Below are 22,749 nucleotides of genomic sequence, written 5' to 3'. Positions count from 1 at the left end.
CCGTACGCGATGGACTCCACGACATCCCTGATCGTCCCCGTACAGGTGGACACGCTGCTGGTGAACAAGCGCGTCCGGGCCAACGAGCCCTTCCGCCGCTGGTATCCCGACTTCGAACGGCTCGACCAGCGGGAAGCGCCCGAACCCGACCCCTTCGGCAGCGCCTCGTCCGACAAGCCCGGCCTCGGCGCCCATGTGCACTGGCAGCTCCCCGACGCGCTGCGGCGCGGAGAACAGGACGGACCCGCCGGGCGGGTCGAGTTCCGGTACGTGCCCAACCGCTGGCTGGTCGTCCGCTACAGCCGCCCCGCGACCGCCCCCGGAGCGACCCCCACCGCCGCCGGCTGGGTCGTCGACAGCGACTTCCTCGACGACGACGAGGGCACCTCCGCCTTTCTCGACCCCGCCGCGCCCGGACTGGTGCCGGCCTGGATCGGCCGCGCCGTCCCCGTCACCACCGAACCCTTCGACGGACGGGTGTCCGACACCCCCTTCCTCACCGCCGTCGGCCCCGGGCTGCCCACCTTCTCCGCCTTCCAGCCCTACAACGAGAACGTCTTCTCCCTCCACGACCCGCTCACCGGCCTCACCGAACCCAGCCTCATCGGCTACGCCGTCGTCGGCTGGTACTCCGACCCGGAGTGGGACATCCTCCACGCGCCCCCCGGCGGCGATGTCCGCGCCTGGCTGGACACCCTGCGCTGGGCCACCACCGATCCCGCCCTCACACCCACCCGCTCCTACTGCGCGGGCACCTCCCTCGGTCTCCGCTGGGACCCCGACGGCGACCGCCCCACCCCCGACCGCAAACCGGACGACATCAACGCGATCGACATCGCCGTCGGCCATGTCGCCCCCGACGCCGCCACCGCGCTCACCCCCGCCGCCCTGGACGACCCCGAAGCGGCCCTGCTCTGGGAGGCGTTCGGCTACGACCTCCTCGACGTGCTCGACGAGGACGGCGAGAGCGCCCTCGACCAGGCCCTGCGCCGCACCTGGTTCGGCGCCGAGGAGGGCGGCCACCGGTGGCGCGTCGTCGACCGGCCCCGGCCGCCGGGCGGGGAACGGCGGCAGCGCGCCGCCCGCGAGATCACGGCGGAGCGGGAGTGGCTGGACGGGCTCAACCGGGCCCAGTCCGACCACGACACCGCCCTGCGCGAACTCGCCCACCTCCAGCGCCGGCTCTACGGACTGTGGTGGCTGCGGGGCCGCCGCACCAGGCCCCCCGGGTGGGACACCCTCTGCGACGCCCGGCTCGACCCGGCGGCGGCGGACTCCCTCGCCACGGACGTACGGACCGCCACCGAAGCGCTGTTCGGCGCGGACGGGCTGCGCTCGAAGGTCCCCTGGGGCGACACCGCCGGGGAACTGGCCGGGAGGATCGCCGAGTTCGCCGAGGGCCACATCGCCCCCGACCGCGAACTCCAGCGCTGCCCCGAACCCTCCTTCCACAGCACCCCCGACCCCTCCATCGTCGTCCGGGGGGCCCGGCTCGACCGCCCGCTGACCGACGAGGACGCCCTGCCCTGCCGTACCGCGGCCGAGACCGTCACCGGTGTCGTCATCGACGGTGCCATGGCCCCGGCCCCGGCCGAGCCGCCCGCGCCCCGGCTCGGCGGAGTCCCCGGACAGGACGTGATCGCCGCGCTGCTGAAGGAGTTCTTCCTCCTCGACCGGGCGGCCCTCAGCGGCGACGACCTGGAACAGGCCATCGCCGACCCCGGCACCCGGGTGCGGGGCAGCGTCGCCCGCTGGACCCGCCCCTGGGAACAGCCCTGGTCCCCGCTCCACCTCGTCTGGAAGACGGACTGCCACCCCACCCCGTACCACAGCGCCGGCACGGACCACTGGAGCTTCGACGGCACCCGCTACACCTGGGACGGCACCGGCGCCGTGGACCCCGCCACCCTCACCGGACGGGCCCTCCTCAACCCGCTGCTCCCCTTCAACACCCGCTCCCGGCTCACCCAGCACATCCGCACCCACCCCCGGGGGCCCGTGGCCGAACTGGCGGCCCTGCGGGAGAGGACCGCCGAGGACGACGAGCTGTCCCAGCGCATCGACGGGGTGAACCTCTGGCTCGCCCAGCACTCGCCCGCCTTCAACCTCCGGACCGACCTCGTCGACACCAGCAGCTCCCGCGTTCCGCTGAGCGAGGTGCCCGACCCCGGCCCGGTGAGCGAGCCGCCGAGGGAGTTCCGCCCCGTCCGCGCCGGACAGCTCGCCTTCGAACAGCTCCATGTCATCGACCGCTTCGGCCGCTCCCTCGCCGTCATCAGCCCCGACAACCATCTCCAGTACGCGGTGAAGCGCGCCGACAGCGTGGTCCCGGACATCCCGGTCAACGAGGAGAACGCGTACCGCTACATCCAGCTCCCGCCCCGGCTGCTCCAGCCCGCCCGGCTCCGCTTCGACTTCGTCTCCGCCGCCGACGACCACCGGCGGATCGTGGCCGACGACGGCCCCGAGGCGGCGGACGGGGACACCCCCGTCTGCGGCTGGCTGATCGTCAACCGGCTCGCGGACTCCCTGCTGGTGCACGCCCCCGACGGCACCGCGCTCGGTGAGATCAGGGCGGTGCTCGACACCGCGCACCGGAGGGCGGCCGACTGGGACCCGCTGCCCGGTTCCCCGTACCCGGAGGCCGGCGACGGCACCGGCCCCGGGCGGGAGTTCCGGCAGGACCTGCCCCACCTCCACGGCTTCGTCACCGGACTCCTCGACGGCGGCCCCGACGCCTTCGACGCCCTGCTCGCCACCGTGGACAGCGCCCTGTCCGCGACCGCGCCCCAGGGCGAGGACACCAGCCTCGCCGCACTCGTGGGACGGCCCATGGCCCTGCTGCGCGGCCGGGTACGGCTGGAGCTGGACGGGCCCGCGATGACCGCGTCCTCCTGGGAGGAGGTCCTCGCCCCCTCCGCGCCCGAGTTCACCGAGTACCGGTGGAATGTCCGGCTGGGAGCGGGGGACATCGTCAGCGACGGGCTGGCGGGATTCTTCACCGGCACCGACTACACCACGCTCCACACGGTCGCCGAGCGCCCCTCCGCCGGGCCCGCCGGCCCACCGGACCCTGACCGGGACGGTGACGGCGAGCGCGCCGGCGGCGGACCCGGCGCCCCGGGCTACACCGTCCCCATCGACGGCCGCGAGATCGCGCTGCGGGCGCGCCCCGCGCGCGGTGACCATTCCCCCGAGGGCTCCCGCGAGGACGAGGACACCGCCTGGCTGACCCTGCTCGCCGATCCCTGGGCCGCCGTCCACGCGGTCAGCGACATCCTGCCGGTGGCCCGGCTGGAGCTGCCGGAGACCTGGGTGCGCACGCCGCTGGGCCGGGTCCGGCTCGCGTTCCGGACGGGTCCGCTGCTCGCGGGCGTCCGGAAGGTTCCCGGAGCGGAGGGAGCGGAGGGAGCGGAGGGAGCGGGAGGCGCGCGGGGCGAGGAGGGCGCCGAGGCCGTCGACCATCTGGTGATGCCCCACCCCTCCGGCCGGCGCGGCACCTGGTCCTGGGCCGAGCCCGCGCCCGGGAGCGGCGGGGCCGGTGACTGGACCACTCTTCCCCTCGCCCCGCCCGACCCCGCCCTGGCCCTCTCCGACACCACCCCCGCGGCCCGCTCCGGCTACCTACGGCTCAGCGGGGCACTCGACGAGTCCGGCTCCGGCGAACAGCCCCCAGGGAGCAGCGCATGACCACCCCCCTCGGCTATCGCGTCCGCACCAGCCCCTCCCCGCTGCGGATCAGCACCGCCGCGCGGGACAGCCACGCGACCGTCGAGGTCGTCGTCACCAACGACGGCCCGGAGCCCGCCGTCCGGGAGGCCGTCACCGTCTCCCTTCCCTCCGGCACCGGGCCCGGCAGCCTCACCGCGCTGCCGCAGGCCGTCAGCGCCCGGGTCGACGACCCCGCGTGGACGGCGGAGCACCGGGGCGGCGGGGTCTTCGCGCTCCGCCCGGCCGTCCCCGGCACCCCGCTGCCGCCCGGTGGCCGGATCACGCTCACCCTGACCGGGGTCGTCGTGGACCGGGTGCCCGGCACCGTGACCGTGGACATCGCCGAGGCCCTTCCGCCGGGCGGTCCGCGGCGGACCACGGCGGCGCACGCGGTACGGCTGGCGAAGGCCGCCCCCGACGCCCTGCTGGAGGACTTCCGGCCCGACAGCGCGGGCGTGGCCAACGGCGAGACGGTGACCCTGACCTGGAAGTGCCGGGAGGGCCCCGACTTCGAGCTGTTCCACGACGACCAGCGCATGCCCGTCAACGGCTTCATCAGCGACGGCAGCGGCCGCTGGACCTCGCCGCCCCTGACCCGGGCCACCGCCTTCATGCTGCTGGCCTCCACCACCGAGGACGGAGCGCCGGTCACCTACGGGCTGACCACCGCCGTGACCGTGGACATCCCCGATCTGGAGGTCGGCGATCTCGACGCCAACGGCACGGTCAGGCTCTTCGGACAGGCCCAGGAGCTCCCGGTCACCACCCAGAGCGAGGCCACGACGTACTTCGCCGACACCGACGGGATCTTGACCGGATACGTCAAGACCGTGTCGTCCGGCAACATGGCCGAACTCTCCGTGCTGGTCACCCCGCCGGGGCTGGGACGGCAGAAGTTCGCCGCCCAGTCCTGGGACGTGCGCGGCGGCACCGACAACCAGGAGGCGAGCCTCTTCGTCCCCGTGCCGAAGGACTCGGTGATCCGGGTCGTCTCCAAGGGGCTCGACTTCACCGCCGCCCTGACCTGGTTCCCCTTCGGCACCGGCCCGCTGCGCGAGCACACCCCTTGACGACCGCCGACCGGCCACGCGACCCCAGGAGTCCCGCCATGACCTCCCTCGTCCCCTCCGGTATCGACGCCGCGTTCGGCGTCCCCGGCCCCTCCGGCCCGCTGATCTGGTTCGTCCGGGGCGGCTGGGCGGTGGAACACGACGCGGGGGCGGTCGCCCCGCCCCTGCGCGGCGCCGCCGTCGCCGACCTGTGGCCGAAGCTGCCCGCCGCCTACCGGGGCGGGTTCGACGGCGCCTGCGCCACCGACGGCCCGGAGGTCCACTTCTTCAGGGGCGCGACCACCGTCCGGTACGACGTGGTGCGGAACGAACCCGTCGGCGGTACCTCCCCGGTCGCGATCGGCAGCCGCTTCCCCGGACTGAACAGGGACGCCCCCGACTTCACCCAGGGCATCGACGCCGGGTTGCCGAACCCCGACGGCACGCTCTACTTCTTCCGGGGCGAACGGTGTGCCGTCTACGACCCCGAGGCCGACGAGGTCCTCGACCACGGCACCATCGCCGAGATCTGGCGCACCCCCGAGTTCCCCGACGCGGAGGTCCACCGGGGTGTCGCGGCGGCCTTCAGCCACCCCGCGACCAGCAATGGCCATCTGGTCACCCGCGACGGCGTCCGGGCCGCGCGGTGCAACACGGACCGGGGCAGGATCACCTCCGAGCCGGCACCGCTGCGGGAGCGCTGGCCCCACCGGACCTTCCTCGCCGTGACCGACAGCACCGAGGAACTGCTCCGGGTCCACGACGCGGCGACCGGGCAGCTGATCCGGCAGACCTCGATCGGGCGCTCGGGCCAGGTCGCGTTCTCCGCCGACGGCTTCCTCGGCTTCGCCCCCGTCCACCAGGACCGCCATCTGGTCGTCTGCGACCTGACGGCGGGGACGCTGGACACCGTGGACCTCGGGGGCAGCCCCTACGGGGTCACGGCGCTGCCCGACGGCTCCGCCGTCTGGGTCGGGGATCTCGAAGGCCCGTGCGTCCACGCCGTCGACACCGCCACCGGAACCGTCACACCGATCGAGGCCGGACGCACTCCCTCGGCGCTGGTGGCCGCCCCCGACGGGCGCTTCGTCCATGTGAGCTGCCGGGGCGACGGGGACGTGGCGGTGGTGGACACCGCGAGCGGCACCGTGAGCCGCAGGCTGGGCGAGCTGTCCACACCGGCGGATGTGGTGGTCACCCCCGACGGCCGCGGCCTCGCGGTCCTCGACCCGTCGTCCGGCAGCAGCTTCGTCGCCCTGCTGACCACCTCGGGGGCCGGTTCGGCCCGGCTGGTGGAGACCGGCCGGGATCTCATGGGCATCGCCGCGGCCCCGGACTCCCGCACGGTCTACGCCGCCGACCTCGGACGCGAGGTCCGGGTGATCGACATCCCGGGCGCGGCCCAGACCGGCACCATCACGGCCGGCGGACGGTCCTCCTCGGTCGCCGTCACCCCCGAGGGCGACCGGCTTCTCGTCGTGGGACAGCGGGCGGACCGGGTCGAGATCTTCGACACCGCGAGCGGCGAGAAGACCGGGGAGATCCCGCTCGGCGCGGCCCTCACCGAGTACGCCTATCTCTCCACCGGCCCCGCCTGGGGCTGAGCGCACCACCGGACGGAGAAAGGAGCACCGCCATGGCCCGCCGCAGCCCGGGGGAGAGCCTCCTCGCGGTCACGTACACCGTGACCACCCGGCCCTCGCCCCTCCAGGTGTCCCAGGGCGCCACCCCGGCCCTGGCCTCCGTGGACGTGGTCCTCACCAACCACCGGGACGAGACCGTGGTCCCCGAGGAGATCGTCTTCGCCTTTCCGGTGGGGGACGGCCCAGGGGACCTCACGGCCAACCCCGGCGGTATCGAGCCCCGCCTCGACGACTCCAGACGCTGGCGGCTGGAGCCCGAGTCCGACCGCCCCGGCGCCTTTCTGCTCACGCCCAAACGCGGGGGCGAACTGGAGCCGGGGGAGGAGTTGGTGGTGACCTTCGCCCATATCCAGATCAATCCGGCGGTCGGCACCAGCAGGCTCACGGTCACCGAGGCCGTGGAGGGCGGCGGCGGGCCCCAGCACGAGGACCACCCCCTGGCCAAGGTCCCCGCCGGGTTCACCGTCGGCGACCTCCGCCCCCAGTACCTCCTCGTCGAGAGCGGTGAGGGCGCCGTCCTCACCTGGCGCGGCGAGAGCGGGCCCGGGGCCGTCTACACCATGCTCCACGCCGGTGAGCCCGTCGATGTCACCCGGGTCAGACGCTGGGAGTCCCCAGCCCTCCACCAGGACACCGCGTTCACCCTGGTGGTCGAGGTGACGGTGGACGGCGGCACCGCCGAGTACGCGCTGAGCACCCTGGTCACCGTCGCCCGGCCCGATCTGACGGTCCGCCGTCTCACGGTCGGGGGCAGGGTCGCCCTGACCCCCGTCCCCGTGGAGTTCGCGCTCGACGAGGATGTCCTCGTGCGCGAGTGCGCGGCGGAGACCGACGGCCTGCTGATCGGGCACATCCTCGCCGACGAGGACATCACCGACCCCGCCGCACCGGCGCCGACCCTCGCGGTGACCGTCACCGTCGGGGGAGCCGCCCGCCGCAGCAGTGTGCAGTCCCGGACCGCCGCCCGCTCACCCGAGGACCCGGGGAGCGGTCTGACGGCCCTGGTGCCCCGGGGAGCGGCCGTCCGGATCACCCGCGACGACCGCGCCGCGCACACCCACCGGCTCACCTGGATTCCGTTCGGCACCGGCGAACTGGGGACCGCTCCCGAGGCCGTGCCCTAGGTCGTCTCTTCCGGATCGTGCCGGGCTCGCGAGCCCCGACACCGCGCCCCGCCGCGTGGTCGTCGGTCGCCGGCGCTCCGCGTGGGCTCCCTCCTCCGCCTCGCGATCCACGGCACCGGACCCCGCTCACCGGTCCGGCCCGATCCGAGAGAAACTCCCTAGCCACCCACCAGCAGGTTCACCCCGAGAACGACCATGGTCGTGGCGACCAGGCCGTCCAGCACCCGCCAGGAGGACGGCTTGGCCAGGGGACGGCTCAGCAGCCGCGCGCCGAAACCGAGCGCCGTGAACCAGCACAGGCTCGCGAGCACGGCCCCCGTGCCGAAGGCCCAGCGCAGCGGCCCGCGGTCGGCCGCGATGGAGCCGAGCAGCAGCACCGTGTCGAGGTACACATGGGGGTTGAGCCACGTCAGGGCCAGACAGGTGAGCACGGCACGGCGCCGGGACCCGCCGGGGGCGTCGCTCGCCCGCAGAGCCGAGGGGCGGAACACCCGCCGCGCGGCGACGAGTCCGTAGCCGATGAGGAAGAGACCACCCACCAGGGCGACCGTGGTCAGCGCCGCCGGCCAGGCCGTGACGAGCGCACCGATGCCGGCGACGCCCAGGACGATGAGCACCGCGTCGGACAGGGCGCAGATGCCCACGACGGGCAGGACCGCCTCGCGCCGGAGCCCCTGGCGCAGCACGAAGGCGTTCTGCGCGCCGATGGCGACGATGAGCGAGAGACCGGTGGTGAAGCCGGCGATGACGGTGATGAGTTCCTGGGGCATGCGGGCCACCGTAGAAAGCCCTGCGCCATCAGTACAGCTACGTTTTCTTCACTATCATGAGCGGATGTGATGAGAGAGCTTCCACTGGACCAGGTGCGGACCCTGCTGGCCGTGATCGACGAGGGGACGTTCGAGGCCGCGGCGAACGTGCTGCATGTGACACCGTCCGCGGTGAGCCAGCGGGTGAAGGCGCTGGAGCAGCACACGGGACGGGTGCTGCTGCTCCGCACCAAGCCGGTGCGGCCGACACCGTCCGGTGAGATCGTGGTGGGCTTCGCCCGCCGGCTCGCCCTGCTGGAGCGCGAGGCGCGGTCCGCGCTGGGCATGGCGGGCCCGGACGAGCCGATCCAGATGTCCGTCGCGGTGAACTCCGACTCGCTGGCCACCTGGTTCCTGGCGGCGCTCGGCAGGGTGCCGGAGGAGTGGCGGCTCTGCTACGAACTGCGCCGCGAGGACCAGGACCACACGGCCGCCCTGCTGCGCGACGGCCTGGTGATGGCGGCGGTGACCTCGTCGCCGGAGGCCGTGGCGGGGTGTTCGGCGCGCCTGCTGGGACATATGCGGTACGTCCCGGTGGCACAGCCCCGCTTCGCCGCCCGCCTGCTGGGCCGGGGGACGGACTCCGACCCGGTCGGCCTCCTGGCCGCTGCCCCGATGGTCTGTTTCGACCGGCGCGACGACATCCAGGACGCCTTCGTGCGGAGACTGCGGCCCGGCCTCCCGGCGAACCTCCGGCGCCACTGCGTGCCCACATCGGAGGGTTTCGTGGAGGCGGTGGCGGCGGGCATGGGCTGGGGCATGGTCCCCCTCGTCCAGGCCGCCCCGCTGCTCGCCTCCGGCCGTCTGGTCGACCTCGTCCCCGGCCACGCGACGGATGTCCCGCTGTACTGGCAGCAGTGGAAGCTGGACTCACCGGCGCTGGCCGCCGTGGCCGAGGCGGTGGCGGCCGAGGCCGCCGAAGCGCTGAGCGACCCGGAGCCGTCCTGATCGCCGCCGGAATACGGCGCTACGCCTCGGACAGGCTCCGCGCGGGGGCGCGGAGCCCAGGGCAGCGGCCCCGGGGCCGGACGGAGCCCCTGCCCCTCTCGCCCGCCGCGTGGCCCGCACTGTCGCGCCCGGCCCGCCGCCCGCCGCCGGTTCACGGACTCCCCGGCAGGGAAGGGGATCGAACCAGGAAGCAGGCCCTGACGCGTCCGCTCGGTGCGGGGGCCTCGACGGGGACGGCGGGGATCGACGGAGCCGGCGGGGCCAGGGGCGGATCGTCGGGCGGGGCTGCTTCCCGCCGCGCCGGGGAGCCGCTGCCCCGGACTCCGCGTGGAACGGGTGCCCGAGCGGCGCGGGCCACCCCGTCGGCCGCTGGCTCGACCGGGGGAACGGCCCGTCGCCCGTGGCGCGCCGGGCCGCCGTGCTGAACGGCGTCCGGCTCCCCGGGCCGCCGGAGGCCGGGGCGGCCCGCTGACGGTCGCGTACCCCGCCCCCGGTGTGTGCTCCCGCGCGCTCAGGGCCCCGCGTGGACCTGACAGGCCCACAGACTCGGTGTCCGCGGATACTCCTCCCGCACCTCGCGGACCGTCCGGTGCAGCGCCGCCGCCGTGCCCGCCACCTCCAGCGAACCGTCGGCCGCCGCCAGCCGCTCGTAGACACCCCGCGCGATCCGCGCTCCCACGATGTCGTCCACCTGCCACAGCGAGCCGATGACATGGGGGAAACCGGCCATCTGGAACGCGCTCACGATGTGCACCGACTCATCGGCCAGTCCGGGGCTGGTGCGCAGGGTGTCGCACGCCGACAGATAGGCCAGCCGCGCCCCGGGCAGCCGCAGCCGGGCCAGCTCGCGGACCGTCGGCGAACCCGCCGGCCCGTGCAGCACCAGCCGGCTGTCCGACGGGCGCAGCGGATCGCTGACGGCATGACAGGCGAAGTGCGCGTACGGGTGCTCCCGCAGCAGCCTCTCCACCGCGGCACGGTTCGCCGCGCCGCCGTTCAGCACCACGGCACCGGGCAGCCGCTCGCCGAGCCAGCGGGCCTCCTCGCGCGCGCCCGGCAGCCCGGGCAGCCCCTCCGCGTCCGGGACCGCCACCACGAGCACCCGCCCCGGCGGGCCGGAACTCCCGCGCAGCCGGGCCCTGGCGTGGTGCAGCGCCCGCAGCGTCGGTGTGTACGAGGACACCACCAGGTCCAGCGCGCCCGGCCCGCCGCCCGCCGGGGCCGCCGCGTGCAGCGGAAGCGACCCGAGCGGCCCGCCCGGCGACCACCACAGTCTCGGCGGCAGCACCCCGGGGGCCGGGGGAGCGGTCAGCCCCAGCCACCCCAGCACCGGGCCGGCGACCGCCTCCCACAGCCACTCCAGCGTCCTCCGCACCTCCTCCTGCGCCCGCAGCGCCCCTTTCCGGCCGCACTCGGGCGCCGCCAGCAGCGCCAGCGCATCCTGGAAGCGCCCGGTGCGCGCGGCGACCTCCCGGGCGGTGAGCCCCGGCAGCGGTACCGCGCCGACCGACCCGGCGGTGATGACCAGCGCCCCGCCCGGGCCGCCCCCGGGCGACTCCGGGCCGCCGGGGGAGTGGACGAGCACCACCGGACCGTCCGCCGCCATCGCCCGCAGCTCGCCCTCCTCCCACGCGCGGACCGGGCTGAACAGCCGCAGCCCGGGAAACCGGTCCCGGATACGGCCGATCAGCTCCCGCCACTCGGCCGCCGCCTCCTGCCGGGCGTCCGCGGCCGTCCCCCCGCCGTGCCCCGCCGGCGCCCCCTCACCGCCCTCACCCGCCCATGGCCCGCCCCCGGCGGTCGCCGCGTCCAGCCGCTCCCGCAGCCGGAGAAACCGGCCGGCCAGCTCCGGCGCGCGGGACGCCAGCTCGGTGAGGTCACCGGCCACGTCGAAGGCGTGCGAGAGCAGCACCCCCCGCGCCTGCTCCAGCAGCCGCACCGCGAGCCCCGGGTCGCCGCAGCGCAGCGCACAGGCCGCTGCCTCGGCACCCAGACCCACCGTCCGGCTCAGCCGGAACTCCTGGTCGTCGCGGACCAGATGGCGCGGCGAGACGGCGGGCAGCAGATCGACCGCCGTGGTGAAACCCTCCAGCGCCCGCTCCGGGCGGTCCAGCGCCGCCCATGCCCTGCCCCACTCCCGCGCCGCGTCCAGCCGGTCGGACGGCGCCCCGTGCGGCTCCAGGGCCCCGGCGCGGAACGCCTCCGCCGCCGCCGTCAGATCCGCCCGTGACGGGCCCCGGCCCCGGGGTTCCGCCAGCACCGTCCCCAGGTGCCACAGCCGGGCCGTGAGGTTGGGGTGCCCGTCCGGTGTCGCGTCCACCGCCGCGCGCAGCAGCGCGACCACCTCGTCCCGCGCCGCGCCCGACCCGGGCGCCCGCACTCCCGCGTACCGCGCCTGCGCCGCCGCCACCAGCGCGCCCGCCCGGTACGCCGCCCCGTGCGGAGCGTCCGCGACCACCCCGTCCGCCAGCGCCGCCGCCTCCCGCAGATACCGCCGCCGGCCGCTCACCCCGGCCAGCGTCAGCAGCGCCAGCGCCAGATTCAGCCGCCGCTGCGGCAGCAGCGGCTCCGTGTCCGGTGTCAGCCGCACCGCCTCCCGCAGCCGTTCCACCGCCCCGGCGACCGCGTCCGGGTCCGGCGCGCGCTCGGTGCCGTGCAGCATCGCCGCCCCGGTCGCCGACACGATCGCCGCCCGCTGGGCGGGCGGCAGCCCCGGCAGCGCCGCCGCCCGCTCCCGGCACTCCACCGCCTCCCGCAGATCCGCCGAGTCGTCGGCCAGCCGGAACCGCGCCAGCAGCGCGCCGCTGAGATTGAGCAGCCGCCCGCCGAGCATCGAGTGCTCCCCGGGGGTGAGCGCCACGCACGCGCGCAGCACCTCGACCGCCTCCGCCGGACCGGCCCCCGGCGCTCCCGCCCGATGGCCGGTGAGCAGCACACTTCCCAGGTCGTTGAGGACGGCGGCCCGCTGCGGATGCCCCGGAGGCGTCAGCGTCAGCGCCTCCCGCAGCCGCGCCACCGCCGTCGCCGCGTCCCCGGGGCCGCCGGCCCCGCGCTCGTACCGGGCTCGCAGCTCCAGACCGGTGTTCACCAGCCACTGAAGCCGCCGGCCCACCGGCTCCGGGCCGTCCGCGCCGCCGTCCTCCGGGACCTCGCCGGCCAGGGCCCGTTCCCGCGACCCGTCCGGGTCCGCCGGGTCGCCGCCGCCCCGGCCGCGCAACCGCAGCGCGGTCGCCAGCGTCTCCCGCGCCCTGGCCCGCCCCCGGGGATCGGACCACGGCGTACCGTCCGCCTCCCGCAGCAGAGCGATCGCCTCGGTGAGATCCGCCGGAGCCGCCACGAACCGGTACCGCAGGACCAGCGCCCCCGCCAGCGCCGCCAGCCCCGCGCCGCGCCCTTCCGGATGGCCCGGCGCCGCCCGCCGGAGGAGGGCGACGATCTCGTCGTGCTCCCGGGCGCCGCCGCCGTCCCGGGCCAGCCGCAACTGGAGCATCAGGCCCAGATTCCCCTGATACCGGCCGAGTTCGGGGTCGCGCCGCCCGGTCTGGTCCACAACGTCGCGGGCGGCGCCGATCGCCTCGTCCAGATCCTCCGGGTGGTGCCCGCGCTCGTACCGCTCGGCGAGCGACAGCGCGTAGTTGCTCAGCGCCGGCAGCCGGTCCGGATCGTCCTCCGGGAGGAGCCGCACGGTCCGCCGGATCATCCGCAGGGCGTCGTCCAGCAGATCCGCGTCGTTCCAGGCGCGGGCCGCCGCGAACTGAGCCGCCGCCAGATGCGACAGCAGCGACGCGTGCGCCGCCCGGTCGTCCTCCGGGGTGGCGAGCACCGCCAGCGTCCCGGCGCCGACGGCGGACGCCAGCAGCTCGTCCCGGGACCGGCCCGACCCCCGGAGTCCGGCGGCGAACGCGGCGAGCCGCCCGTCGTCCCCGGGACCCGCCCGCCGGGCACCCTCGGCCGCCGCCAGCGACGCCCGGCAGACCGCGTCCCACTCGGCAGGACCGTCCGCCCCGTCCGGACGCGGCCGGGTGCCGACGGGCACCGCAGCGAAGCCGGCGGCCAGTTCGGCCGGTACGGCGCCGGGGTCCGCCGCCCACACCGGATGCAGCAGCGTCCCCGCGCAGACGCCCTCGACCCTGCCCCGGCCCTCCCCGAGCGCCCCGCAGCGGGCCCAGTACAGCCATCCCGCCAGCCACCGGGCCGACAGATCCGTCCGGAGGTCGCACCCCCGCAGCAGACCCCTCAACTCGGCGTCCGCCGCCGGGCCGAACAGGGCCGCGGCCTCCCCGCTCTCCTCCGCCCGCCGCAGCCGGCCGGCCACCGCGCTCCGCCAGTCGATTCCCGCCATGCCCCGTCGGTCCTTCCCCCGTCACCGGTCCGTGTGCCAACTCTGCCCCGACTACGGCAGACTGATCACTATGACGGCATCGGACAGGACCCGGGAACGCGCCGCGTCCATCGCCGCGCTCTGCCTGTTCCTCGGCGAGGCCGGCGGCCCGCACCGAGGCGACCGGAGGGTCTCCGGAGCCGCCGAGCGGGCCCGCGAACTGCTCACCGGGGCCGCCCGGCCCGGGCTCCCCGACGACGCCCTCCGGGATCTCGACGAAGCCCTCGGGGCACTCGACGAAGCGCTCCGCGCGGCCGGGGACCCCCGCGGCCTCCGCGGTCGCGGCAGGGGCCCCGGGGGTCCCGTGCCCGGACCCGGGCTGCCCGGCCTCGGCCGGACCGTCAAGGTGGCGGTCTGCCCCGGCGAACTGCTGCCGTGCGGGCGCCGCGAACGCGCGAAGGACCTGTGGCCGGCTCCCGTCTGCGCGGCCCACGGCGGCCGGATGGCCAAGGAACGGCTCGGCCGGGAGCCGTGACCCGATGAACCCGTTGCTCGCCACGCTCGGCGGCAAGCTCACCGAGCGCTGGCTCAATCTGCTGGTCCTGCCCGGCGCGCTCTTCCTCGGGGCCGCCGCCGCCGGGACCACCCTCGGCCACGCCCACGCGCTCGACCCCGGCCGGCTGCGCGCCGCCCTGGACGACCTGGCCGCCCGCCCGGCGCTGGACCGCGCCGGGACAGCGGCCGTCGTGGTGGCCGCGGTGCTGCTGCTCTCCTCCGCGCTCTCCCTGGCGGCGCAGTTCCTCGGCACGGCGATCGAACGCCACTGGCTCCGCGAGACCCGCTTCCCGCTCTCCCGGGCCCTCGCCCGCCGCCGTGCGGCCCGCTGGGCCGAACTGGACCGGCGGGTCGGCGAGGCCATCACCGACCCGGACGCTCCCGCGGCCGGGATCGTACGCCTCACCCGCGCCCGCGACCGCCTCGCCCTGGCCCCGCCGACCCGCCCCACCTGGTACGGCGACCGGATGGAGGCCGCCGCCGAACGCGTCCTCGCCGTCTACGCCGTCGATCTCGCCGCCGTGTGGCCCCGGCTGTGGCTGATCCTGGCCGAACCGGCCCAGCGGCAGATCGAGACCGCCCGCGCCGGGCTCGCCGCCGCCGCCCGCCTGGCGGCCTGGTCCCTCGGCTGTCTCGCCCTCGCCGTCTGGTGGTGGCCCGCCCTCCTGGCCGCCGCCGGCTGCGCGGCGATCGCCCGCACCCGGGCCCGCGAGTCCGTCGAGGCGCTGGCGGAACTGGTGGAGGCGGCCGTGGACGTCCACGGCCGCGATCTGGCCGTGCTGACGGGCATCGCGGACCCGGAGACGGCGGAGCCGCTCAGCCGCGACGCCGGGGACCGGATGTCCGAGTACTTCCGCAAGGCCGGCTGAGACGCGGACCGGAGGCGCCGGCCCCGGTTGTGGGCCATGTCCCGGGCCCGGTTCGGGCGGCGGCCCGGGGAGACGCCCGCAGCGCGGAGGGGCCCCGGGACCACCCGCCCCGGCGCCGAGGGGTTCGCCCGCCGAAGCCGGTCGCGCGGGCGTCCTCACCGCCCTGTTGGCTGAAAGAAATCGTGCGCGCCGCTCCGGGCTCCGCGCGTACGGTCTGCCGATGGACGATCGGGATGGTTATTTCGGCGAGCGTGTCGCGGCGGTCTACGACCAGCGGGAAGGAGAGATGTTCGCCCCGGGCGTGGTGGACCCGACGGTTGACTTCCTGGCGGGTCTGGCCGGCGGCGGGCGCGCCCTCGAACTGGCAATCGGGACGGGGCGTATCGCGCTGCCGCTGGCCCGGCGCGGTGTCGAGGTCCACGGCATCGACGTCTCCCGGGCGATGGTCGGCCGGCTGCGTGCCAAGCCGGGTGGTGAGGCGATCGGTGTCACGATCGGTGATGTCGCGACGGCGAGGGTGGACGGGACGTTCTCCCTCGCGTATCTGCTCTTCAACACGATCATGAACCTGACGACGCAGGCGGAACAGGTGGCCTGTTTCCGCAACGCCGCGGCTCATCTGGAACCCGGTGGCCGCTTCGTGATCGAGGTGATGGTTCCCGATCTGCGCAGACTCCCGGCCGGGCAGAACGCCGTGCCCCACCACGTGGGCCCGGATCGGTGGGCCGTGGACATCTACGATGTCGCCACCCAGGCGACGAGTTCGAACTACATCGCGTTCGCCGACGGCCGGGGCGAACTCTTCTCGATTCCCTTCCGGTACGTATGGCCGTCCGAACTCGATCTGATGGCCCAGCTGGCCGGGCTGACACCGCGCGAGCGGTGGGACGGGTGGACGAGGGAGCCCTTCACCAGTGAGAGCCGCCGGCACGTCTCGGTCTGGGAGAAGCCCGTCGGCTGAGACCGAGGCGCACCGGTCCCGCCCGGGTGCCGGCCTCAGCGCCTGGAGCCCCCTGCTCCCGGCCTCCGCGCGGACCAGGGCCGCCCGGCTCCGCCCCCGCCCCCGCCTCGTGGGGCGTCCTCTCCCGGCGGCTCCCGGAGGCGGCCCCGGCGGGCCCGGTCGGCCGACCGGGCCCGCCGTGCGAGGACCGTGTCACGAGGCGTACGGCAGCAGCCCCCGGTCGATCCCCTCCCACGCGGTCCTCAGCTCCGCCAGCAGCCCGGGCTGTACGGCGGCCTGGTCGGCCTGCTCACGGAGGTCCTCGGAGAGCCGGTAGAGGCGGTCCCTGCCGTCCTTTCCGCGGTAGTACTTCCACTCGCCGCGCCGCAGCGCCCGCTCCCCCCGGACCCGCCAGAACAGGTCGCGCGAAGGTGCCTCGGCGCCGTGGAGCAGATAGCCGGCGAGGCTGACACCGTCGAGCGGGTACGCCGGATGCGGCCGCGCGCCGCCCACCTCCAGAAGGGTCGCCGTCCAGTCGGGGGAGTACACCGGGACCCGGCTGACCTGCCCGCCCTCGATCCGCGCGGGCCACCGCAGGATCGAGGGCACCCGGATACCGCCGTCCTGGAGCGACCCCTTGTTGCCGCTGAGCGGCCAGTTGTACGAGAAGCGCTCGCCGCCGTTGTCGCTGGCGAAGAACACCAGGGTGTCCTTCTCCTGCCCGGACCGCTTCAGGGCGGTGAGCACCTTGCCGACCGAGCGGTCGAGGTCCTCCACCATCTGCCGGTACTTCGCCAGCGAGCCCCCGTCCTGGTGCCACAGCGCCCGCCGGTCGCCCGCCTTGATCCGGCGGACGATCTCGGCGCTGGTCTCCTCGTCGCCGTCGGCGATCCATGGCCAGTGCGGGGTGGTGAAGTTCAGGTTGAGCAGCCAGGGCGCGCGCCCCTGGTCGCGGCTGACGTACTCGACGGCCCGCTCGGTCAGGACGCGGGTGTAGTAGCGCAGGTCCCTGTACTCGGCGTCGCCCTCGTATAGGTCGTACTCCCCACCGGAGCTCAGCTTCGAGTAGTACTCCAGCGCCCCGCCGAAGTTGCCGAAGAACTCGTCCCAACCGGACCGGGTGGGGCTGTAGTCGGGCAGATGGCCGCAGTGCCACTTGCCGATCAGCGCGGTGCGGTACCCGCTGTCGCGCAGGAGCGAGGCAAGGGTGGGATGGGTGGGTTCGAGCCCCACCGAGCGGTCCGCTATCGGCTCGGCGAGCCCGCCTTTCGTACGGCCCGGGTAGCGGCCGGTGTAGAGGCTGAACCGGGTGGGCGAGCAGGTCGCGGAGCCGCTGTACGCGTCGGTGAAGCGCACACCCTGCCGGGCGAGCCGGTCCAGATGGGGGGTGCGGATCTCCGGGGCGCCGTAGGAGGACAGATCGGCCCAGCCCAGGTCGTCCCCCAGGATGAACAGCACGTTGGGGCGGCGGGCGCGCCCGCCGGGGGCGCGGGTGGCGCGGAACGGACGTTCGCCGGGAGGCGTTGCGGCGCTGTCGGCGGCGGCGTCGGCGGCGGCGGAGAGTCCGAGGGCCGCCGCGGCCCCGGCGGCGGTACCGCCGAAGGCGCGCCGGGACAGAGGGGAGTCGAAGGAGGTCACAGGGGTGCTCCAGGGCAGGGATGCGGGCTCCGGGGGGGTGCGTGGCACCGCGCGGAGACGGGGGCCGGGAGCCGGGACGGGGACCGGGGCTGCCGGGTGAGGGGAGCGGCGTGCCGGGGCGTGCCGGATCAGCCGGAGGGCTGACGAAGCGTCAGAGGAGGGCGGGGTGCGTCAGACGCGACGACAGATGGCGCTCGCGACACGGACCAGGTCGACGTGGCGGCGCTCCACAAGACGGACCCGCAGGTCACCCAGTGGCTGCATGGCTCCAGACCCTCCCCGATCCCCTTCCTCCTGTCAACGGCCCGCCCACCCCTCGAACCTCCGCCGGAGCCCGGCCGGCAGCGAGCACCCCGCTCTCCCCGGGCCGGGCGGTGTGCCCGCCGCCGCGCCGCACCGGGAGGCACCGCGCCACGGTGACGACAGGTGCCTGATCCGCGACGGAGAGTCCGGTCGCCGCCGGGGCCGCGAACGGGCTGGTGCGCGCGGTCGGCGGAACCGGGTAACCTCTTTGACATGTTCTTCCAGGCGCCGATTCACGAGTGAGAGCGTGATGGGCCGCCGCTGACGTCCTTCGATGTCGCCGCCCGTCCCCCACCGATGAATCCGTAGATCACTTCACCTTACTTACCGGGAGAGCCCGTGACCGTGAGCAAGAACATCAACAATCCCGTGGGCATGGGTGGCGGCCAGCGCAAGAGGCTGTCCCGCGCCGAACGGCAGAACAACGGCCCGCACCGCAACCTCGACCGCCAGAGCGCGGCCGACCAGAAGGCGGAGCTGGTGCGCAAGATGCGCGAGAAGGCGGGCGCGGCCGGGAGCGCCGGGCAGGCGGGCGACGACACCGCTCAGAGCTGACGTCCACCGCCCCGGGGCGGCACCGCACGGACAGGGCCCGGACCGCGACACGCGGTCCGGGCCCTGCGCTGCCTGTTGCCGTACCGGGCTGGTGGACGACAGGGGCGGTGCCGAGGGTGTCCCGTGCGAGCTGCTGTGCGTGCCGGTGGCGCTGCGGGACGCGGTGCGGCGCCGGGAGATCCGGGTAGTGGGGGCGAACCGGTGGCGCGGCCCGGGGGGCGACCCGCCGGCGGACTTCGAGGGACCGGGCAGGTCCCGCGCCGGTTCACCCGGTCCCGCGCGGGAGGACCCGGGCGTCCCGGAGGCCGTCGGGACGGCGCACGGCGAACGCGCCGCCCCAGCGGCGGGGCCGCAGCCCCGGGCAGTCGCTCGGCGCCGCTCGCCACCCGGCGGCGGCCCTGCGGGAACAGGGCCCGGACCTGCGGGGCGGGTTCCGGTGCGGCCGGCGGCCGGAGAGCGCCGGGGCGCGGGCGCGCGCGTCAGTTCTCGCCGGCCGACGGGTCCATCCACACGACCTCCCAGGTGTGTCCGTCCGGGTCGTCGAAGGCCCGGCCGTACATGAAGCCGTGGTCCTGGGTCTCGCCGGTGGGTGTTCCGCCTGCCGCGACGGCCTTCTCCACCAGTTCGTCGACCTTCTCCCGGCTCTCCGCGCTGAGCGCGAGCAGCACCTCGCTGGAGGTGGTCGAGTCCACGATCCGCTTCTTCGTGAACTCGTTGTACTTCTGGTGGGTGTGCACCATCACGACAATGGTGTCGCCGAGCGGTATCGACGCCGTGGTGTCGTCGCTGAACCGGTCATTGATCGAGTAACCCAGTTCGGTGAAGAACTTCCTGGACACGTCGAGGTCGCGGGTGGCCAGGTTGATGAAGATCATCTGCTGGTGCATGGCTGGGTCTCTCCCGGGGTCGTCATGGTGTTCGAGAGGGTGGACCGGGCCGTGGCGCGGAACTCATCGGTGGCCCTCCGGGGATTTTCCGGATTCCGGTGGTCGCCCTCACGGTCGCGGGCCCGGGAGACGGGCGGACGGCTCCCGCGCCGCTCCGGCCGGGCGGCGCGGTGGCCCGGCCGGAGCGGCGCTCACGGGGTGCTCACGCCGCGTTCGGGCCCACGTCCGCCGGGGTCAGCGGGGAACGGACCGGTGCCGCCGTCGCGTACTGGTCCGAGCCGATGTCACGGCTGCCGCCACGGGGGTGGCCGTCGATGTCGTCGTTCACGGGATGGGCCGTCGGCACGGCCGCGCCGATGGCCGGGCTGCCCGGCGAGAGACGGAACACCCCGTCGGCCCCCTGCTGGAGACGGGGATCGGCGCGGACGAAGCCGCCGGAGGGGACGGTCCCGTCGGCCGCCCGGCCCCACAGCAGATTGCCCTGCCAGGTGAAGCCGGTGTGCTGCCCGAGCGCGACCAGGCTGCCCGCGTCGGCGACCAGGATGTTGTTGCTGAGGACGGCGTTCCGGGGCTCGTGGGCGCGGTTCTCGCCCACGATGGCGCGGGCGTTGCGGGCCAGGGTGTTGTGCGTGATCAGCGCGCGGTCGCAGGCGTCGTAGCCCCGCCGCTGCGCCGGCGGCTCGCCGGGGACGTGGTCGCGGGCGGTACCGCTGCCGATCACGAGCGCGCGCCCGGACAGTCCCGTCAGATGGTTGTTGAACACCGTGTGGTCGTTCCCGTGGAGACGGATGCCCTCGGTCCCGCCGATGAGGTGGTTGCCGTGCACCAGCGTGCCGTTGCCGTGGCGCAGCACGATGCCTCCGGCGCAGTCGCGGAGGGTGTTGTGGCGGATGACGTTGCCGGAGGACTTCACCGAGATGGCCTCGGGGTCTCCGTCGCACTGCTCGAAGAGGTTGTACTCCACCACGGCTCCGGCGCTGTCCATCGCGCGGTGGCTGACGCCGAGCCGGATGGACTCGCCGCCGTTGTCCCCGGGGTAGGTGTGGCGGGCGAAGTGGTTGCGGAGGACGCTGAGGCCCTTGACCATCGTCTCCCGGTCGGGGTCGACGGGTCCGTCGGGTCCGTCGGCGACGAGGAACACGCCCTGGGTGGAGCGGTCGTGGAAGTGGTTGCGGTCGATCTTGACTCCGTCCGCCTTCACCACGACCCAGTCCACGCCCGCGTTGTCGGCGAATCCGAAGTCGTTGCGGGTGAGCCGGATGTCGGAGCAGTCCGCCGGGATCACCAGGGACTGGTGCTGCCGGAAGGCGAAGCCGCTGATGGTGACGGAGCTGGAGTCGCGCAGGACGAAGCTCCGATCGCCCTGGAGCACCGCGCCGCCCCGGCTCTGGGAGACGATGGTGATGTGCGTGCCGGCGCCGTGCCTGCCCGTGATCCGGATGCCGCCGGCGGGAACGGTGTAGGTGCCGTTGGCCAGGACGATCCGGTCACCGGGCGCGGCACGGTCGATCTCCCGCTGGAGGTCGGCGATGGAGCTGACGGTCACCGTGGCGGCGGACGCGCCGGTGGTGGTCAGGGCCGTGATCGGTGCGGTCGCGAAGGCCGCGCCGATCAGAGTGCCGGTGAGGAAGGTACGTCGCTGCATGGGGCCTCTTCTGCTGGGGGAGCCTTGTGGGCCTCCCGTGAACCCGGGCCCACGCCATGGGCCCGCCACGGGGAAGGAGGGGGCCGGGGCGCTTCGGGTTCCCTCACCGTTCCCGCGAGTTCGGGTTGTCCGACGGGCACATCGCCCGCCTCCGGGCGAGGGTGGGCCCGACGCGATCGCGAGTACGCCGGTGTGCGGGTGCGGGTGCGGGTGCGGGTGCGGGTGCGGGTGCGGGCGCGGGCGCGGAGCGCGGGTACGCCGGAGTCCGGTGTTCCGGTGCGGCCCGGCCCGGTTCGCGCTGGAACGGCGGCAGCCGGAACCCCGGCCCGAGGGCGTGCGCGCGCCGCCGCCCCGACGGGAGGGCCACGCCACCACCACTGTGCGACCGCGATGGCGCTGTGCGGTTCCTCCGTCGCATGGCGTATCGGGAGCCGTGGTTGTGGGTCCCGGCCACCCGGTGGGCTCGCCGCGGCTCGCGCCGCGCGGACACGCGCCGCCGCGCCGGAACATCTAGTGTGACGTTCAATCAAAATGGTGGAAAATACTACATAGTGCTACTTTTGTCTCATGCGTCGTATGACGGTCGACGACCGGCGGATGAGACGTGAACTTGGCTATGTCGCGGTCCAGCGGGCCGGCGCCGACGACCGGGGGCGGACCCTCTCACGGCTGATCGCCGCGGTCGTCCCCCACGACGCCTTCACCCTCGTCGGCTCCGACCCGGCGATCGGCCTCGGTTTCGGGAGCTTCAGCTTCTGGCACGGATTCCCGCCCGGGCTCGTCAAGGACCTCGTCCGCCATCGCCATGAGCAGGACAGCCCCTGGTGCGCCGACCCGGCCGTCCCGGGCGCCGCCCCCACCCACATCGTCACCGTCGGTGACCCGCTCCTGCCCCCGGCCGACCGGATGCGCGCCGAGGTCCTCGCGGCACACCGGGCCGCGTCCGAACTCCGCCTGCTGCTCCGCGACGAGCACGGCGTCTGGGGGATGCTCGCCCTGATCCGCTTCGAGGGCGGGCAGCCCTTCGACACGCAGGACGCCCGCCTGGCCGCCCTGCTCTCGCCCGCGCTGATCGGCGCCGTCCGGCGGCACGTCCTCGCGGGCCCGCTGCTGCCCGCCGCCCCGGCGCTCCCGGCCGGGGTGATCACCATGGGGCCCGACCACCGCGTCAGGACGGTCAGCCCGCAGGCCGTCGCATGGCTGGACCTCTTCCGTACGCGCGGCCGGCAGGTCGTCCCGGAGTGGATGCCCGAGGTCTTCCTCATGGCGCTCTCCCTCGCCACCCGGAGCCCGGACCGCCCGGGCGACAGCGCGGCGCCGCTCGTCTGCTCCCCGCCCGCCGTCTGCGGACGCTGGATCGTCTGCCAGGGACAGACGCTCGGCGACGAAGGGGATGTCGCGCTGGTGATCGAGGCCCCTGTCGGCGACCTCGTCCTGCCCTCGTTCTGCGCCTGGTACGGCATCACGCCCCGTGAACACGACGTCATCGACGAACTCCGCTCGGGCGCGGCCACCCAGCGCATCGCCCGCCGCCTCGATCTCTCGGTGCACACGGTCAACGACCACCTCAAGGCCGTCTTCCGCAAGACGGGCGCGGACGGTCGCGACGAACTCATCGCCGCACTGGGCCACTGACCACCCGCCGCACCGGGTGACCGACCCGACCGACCCGACCGGCCCGACCGGCCCGCCCCGGGTCCCGCCCCGCTCCCGGCACCTCACCGTCTGACCCCGCCCCGGACACCACCGGTG

General features: G+C 75.0%; 16 protein-coding genes. 10 read left to right on the top strand and 6 right to left on the bottom strand.

The annotated features are described in order from the left end of the window. Positions 1-9 precede the first annotated feature (9 nt). Genes ABT122_RS23190 through ABT122_RS23175 form a run of 4 tightly spaced genes read left to right on the top strand, consistent with a single transcriptional unit; the run spans position 10 to position 7,527 of the window. The gene (locus tag ABT122_RS23190; protein ID WP_351555399.1) at positions 10-3,690 is read left to right on the top strand and encodes a hypothetical protein; all 3,681 of its coding nucleotides are present in this window, start codon (positions 10-12) and stop codon (positions 3,688-3,690) included. Continuing rightward, a complete protein-coding gene (locus ABT122_RS23185) occupies positions 3,687-4,781 on the top strand; it encodes a hypothetical protein (protein WP_351555397.1) in 1,095 nt (364 codons plus the stop codon). The genes ABT122_RS23190 and ABT122_RS23185 overlap by 4 nt, the downstream gene beginning before the upstream one ends. A 38-nt stretch (positions 4,782-4,819) precedes the next feature. After that, a complete protein-coding gene (locus ABT122_RS23180) occupies positions 4,820-6,364 on the top strand; it encodes a cell surface protein (RefSeq protein WP_351555395.1) in 1,545 nt (514 codons plus the stop codon). Positions 6,365-6,396: 32 nt separating this feature from the next. Continuing rightward, a complete protein-coding gene (locus tag ABT122_RS23175; RefSeq protein ID WP_351555392.1) occupies positions 6,397-7,527 on the top strand; it encodes a hypothetical protein in 1,131 nt (376 codons plus the stop codon). A 158-nt stretch (positions 7,528-7,685) separates the two neighbouring features. Here the strand turns inward: ABT122_RS23175 and ABT122_RS23170 are convergent, their stop codons facing one another. Next, entirely contained in the window at positions 7,686-8,297 is a 612-nt protein-coding gene (locus ABT122_RS23170) for a LysE/ArgO family amino acid transporter (protein ID WP_351555390.1), read from the bottom strand. Between the two features lie 66 nt (positions 8,298-8,363). Between ABT122_RS23170 and ABT122_RS23165 the strand changes: the two genes are divergently transcribed. After that, complete coding sequence (locus ABT122_RS23165; protein WP_351555388.1) at positions 8,364-9,284, top strand: LysR family transcriptional regulator ArgP; 921 nt, start codon at positions 8,364-8,366, stop codon at positions 9,282-9,284. Between the two features lie 511 nt (positions 9,285-9,795). Here the strand turns inward: ABT122_RS23165 and ABT122_RS23160 are convergent. Then, positions 9,796-13,626 carry a CHAT domain-containing protein gene (locus ABT122_RS23160; protein ID WP_351555386.1) on the bottom strand — a complete coding sequence of 1,277 codons (3,831 nt, stop codon included), beginning with the start codon at positions 13,624-13,626 and terminating at the stop codon, positions 9,796-9,798. Positions 13,627-13,696: 70 nt separating this feature from the next. On the opposite strand from ABT122_RS23160, the gene ABT122_RS23155 reads away from it, so the two are divergent. The 3 genes from ABT122_RS23155 (at position 13,697) to ABT122_RS23145 (ending at position 15,990) form a co-directional block, all read left to right on the top strand. Further along, positions 13,697-14,140, top strand: coding sequence for a hypothetical protein (locus ABT122_RS23155; RefSeq protein WP_351555384.1), 444 nt, complete (start codon positions 13,697-13,699; stop codon positions 14,138-14,140). A gap of 4 nt (positions 14,141-14,144) precedes the next feature. Continuing rightward, complete coding sequence (locus ABT122_RS23150) at positions 14,145-15,029, top strand: hypothetical protein (protein ID WP_351555382.1); 885 nt, start codon at positions 14,145-14,147, stop codon at positions 15,027-15,029. 220 nt (positions 15,030-15,249) lie between these two features. Next, a complete protein-coding gene (locus ABT122_RS23145; RefSeq protein ID WP_351555379.1) occupies positions 15,250-15,990 on the top strand; it encodes a class I SAM-dependent methyltransferase in 741 nt (246 codons plus the stop codon). 192 nt (positions 15,991-16,182) lie between these two features. On the opposite strand, the gene ABT122_RS23140 is transcribed toward ABT122_RS23145, so the two are convergent. Both ABT122_RS23140 and ABT122_RS23135 read right to left on the bottom strand, forming a co-directional pair. Further along, positions 16,183-17,607 carry a sulfatase-like hydrolase/transferase gene (locus tag ABT122_RS23140; protein WP_351555376.1) on the bottom strand — a complete coding sequence of 475 codons (1,425 nt, stop codon included), beginning with the start codon at positions 17,605-17,607 and terminating at the stop codon, positions 16,183-16,185. A gap of 171 nt (positions 17,608-17,778) precedes the next feature. After that, complete coding sequence (locus tag ABT122_RS23135; RefSeq protein ID WP_332903363.1) at positions 17,779-17,871, bottom strand: putative leader peptide; 93 nt, start codon at positions 17,869-17,871, stop codon at positions 17,779-17,781. A gap of 378 nt (positions 17,872-18,249) precedes the next feature. Between ABT122_RS23135 and ABT122_RS23130 the strand changes: the two genes are divergently transcribed. Continuing rightward, positions 18,250-18,465, top strand: coding sequence for a DUF6243 family protein (locus tag ABT122_RS23130; RefSeq protein WP_351555373.1), 216 nt, complete (start codon positions 18,250-18,252; stop codon positions 18,463-18,465). 479 nt (positions 18,466-18,944) lie between these two features. Here ABT122_RS23130 and ABT122_RS23125 read toward each other — a convergent pair whose 3' ends face one another. Both ABT122_RS23125 and ABT122_RS23120 read right to left on the bottom strand, forming a co-directional pair. Then, positions 18,945-19,352, bottom strand: coding sequence for a VOC family protein (locus ABT122_RS23125; protein ID WP_351555370.1), 408 nt, complete (start codon positions 19,350-19,352; stop codon positions 18,945-18,947). A gap of 202 nt (positions 19,353-19,554) precedes the next feature. Beyond that, a complete protein-coding gene (locus ABT122_RS23120) occupies positions 19,555-20,997 on the bottom strand; it encodes a polysaccharide lyase 6 family protein (RefSeq protein WP_351555367.1) in 1,443 nt (480 codons plus the stop codon). Between the two features lie 597 nt (positions 20,998-21,594). Between ABT122_RS23120 and ABT122_RS23115 the strand changes: the two genes are divergently transcribed. Continuing rightward, positions 21,595-22,632 (top strand): helix-turn-helix transcriptional regulator, encoded by a 1,038-nt coding sequence (locus ABT122_RS23115; RefSeq protein WP_351555364.1) that lies wholly within the window; start codon positions 21,595-21,597, stop codon positions 22,630-22,632. Positions 22,633-22,749: the final 117 nt, after the last annotated feature.

The organism is Streptomyces sp. NPDC001985, from assembly GCF_040296845.1.
Classification (GTDB): Bacteria; Actinomycetota; Actinomycetes; order Streptomycetales; family Streptomycetaceae; genus Streptomyces.
Note: the sequence above shows the minus strand (reverse complement) of the source record. Positions and strands in the feature narration are given on the sequence as shown.

Coding starts and splice junctions, on each gene's coding strand:
- ABT122_RS23185 (WP_351555397.1), top strand. CDS start 3,687: ATGACCACCCCCCTCGGCTATCGCGTCCGCACCAGCCCCTCCCCGCTG.
- ABT122_RS23135 (WP_332903363.1), bottom strand. CDS start 17,871: ATGCAGCCACTGGGTGACCTGCGGGTCCGTCTTGTGGAGCGCCGCCAC.
- ABT122_RS23115 (WP_351555364.1), top strand. CDS start 21,595: ATGAGACGTGAACTTGGCTATGTCGCGGTCCAGCGGGCCGGCGCCGAC.
- ABT122_RS23145 (WP_351555379.1), top strand. CDS start 15,250: ATGGACGATCGGGATGGTTATTTCGGCGAGCGTGTCGCGGCGGTCTAC.
- ABT122_RS23180 (WP_351555395.1), top strand. CDS start 4,820: ATGACCTCCCTCGTCCCCTCCGGTATCGACGCCGCGTTCGGCGTCCCC.
- ABT122_RS23190 (WP_351555399.1), top strand. CDS start 10: ATGGACTCCACGACATCCCTGATCGTCCCCGTACAGGTGGACACGCTG.
- ABT122_RS23150 (WP_351555382.1), top strand. CDS start 14,145: ATGAACCCGTTGCTCGCCACGCTCGGCGGCAAGCTCACCGAGCGCTGG.
- ABT122_RS23170 (WP_351555390.1), bottom strand. CDS start 8,297: ATGCCCCAGGAACTCATCACCGTCATCGCCGGCTTCACCACCGGTCTC.
- ABT122_RS23155 (WP_351555384.1), top strand. CDS start 13,697: ATGACGGCATCGGACAGGACCCGGGAACGCGCCGCGTCCATCGCCGCG.
- ABT122_RS23120 (WP_351555367.1), bottom strand. CDS start 20,997: ATGCAGCGACGTACCTTCCTCACCGGCACTCTGATCGGCGCGGCCTTC.
- ABT122_RS23160 (WP_351555386.1), bottom strand. CDS start 13,626: ATGGCGGGAATCGACTGGCGGAGCGCGGTGGCCGGCCGGCTGCGGCGG.
- ABT122_RS23175 (WP_351555392.1), top strand. CDS start 6,397: ATGGCCCGCCGCAGCCCGGGGGAGAGCCTCCTCGCGGTCACGTACACC.
- ABT122_RS23125 (WP_351555370.1), bottom strand. CDS start 19,352: ATGCACCAGCAGATGATCTTCATCAACCTGGCCACCCGCGACCTCGAC.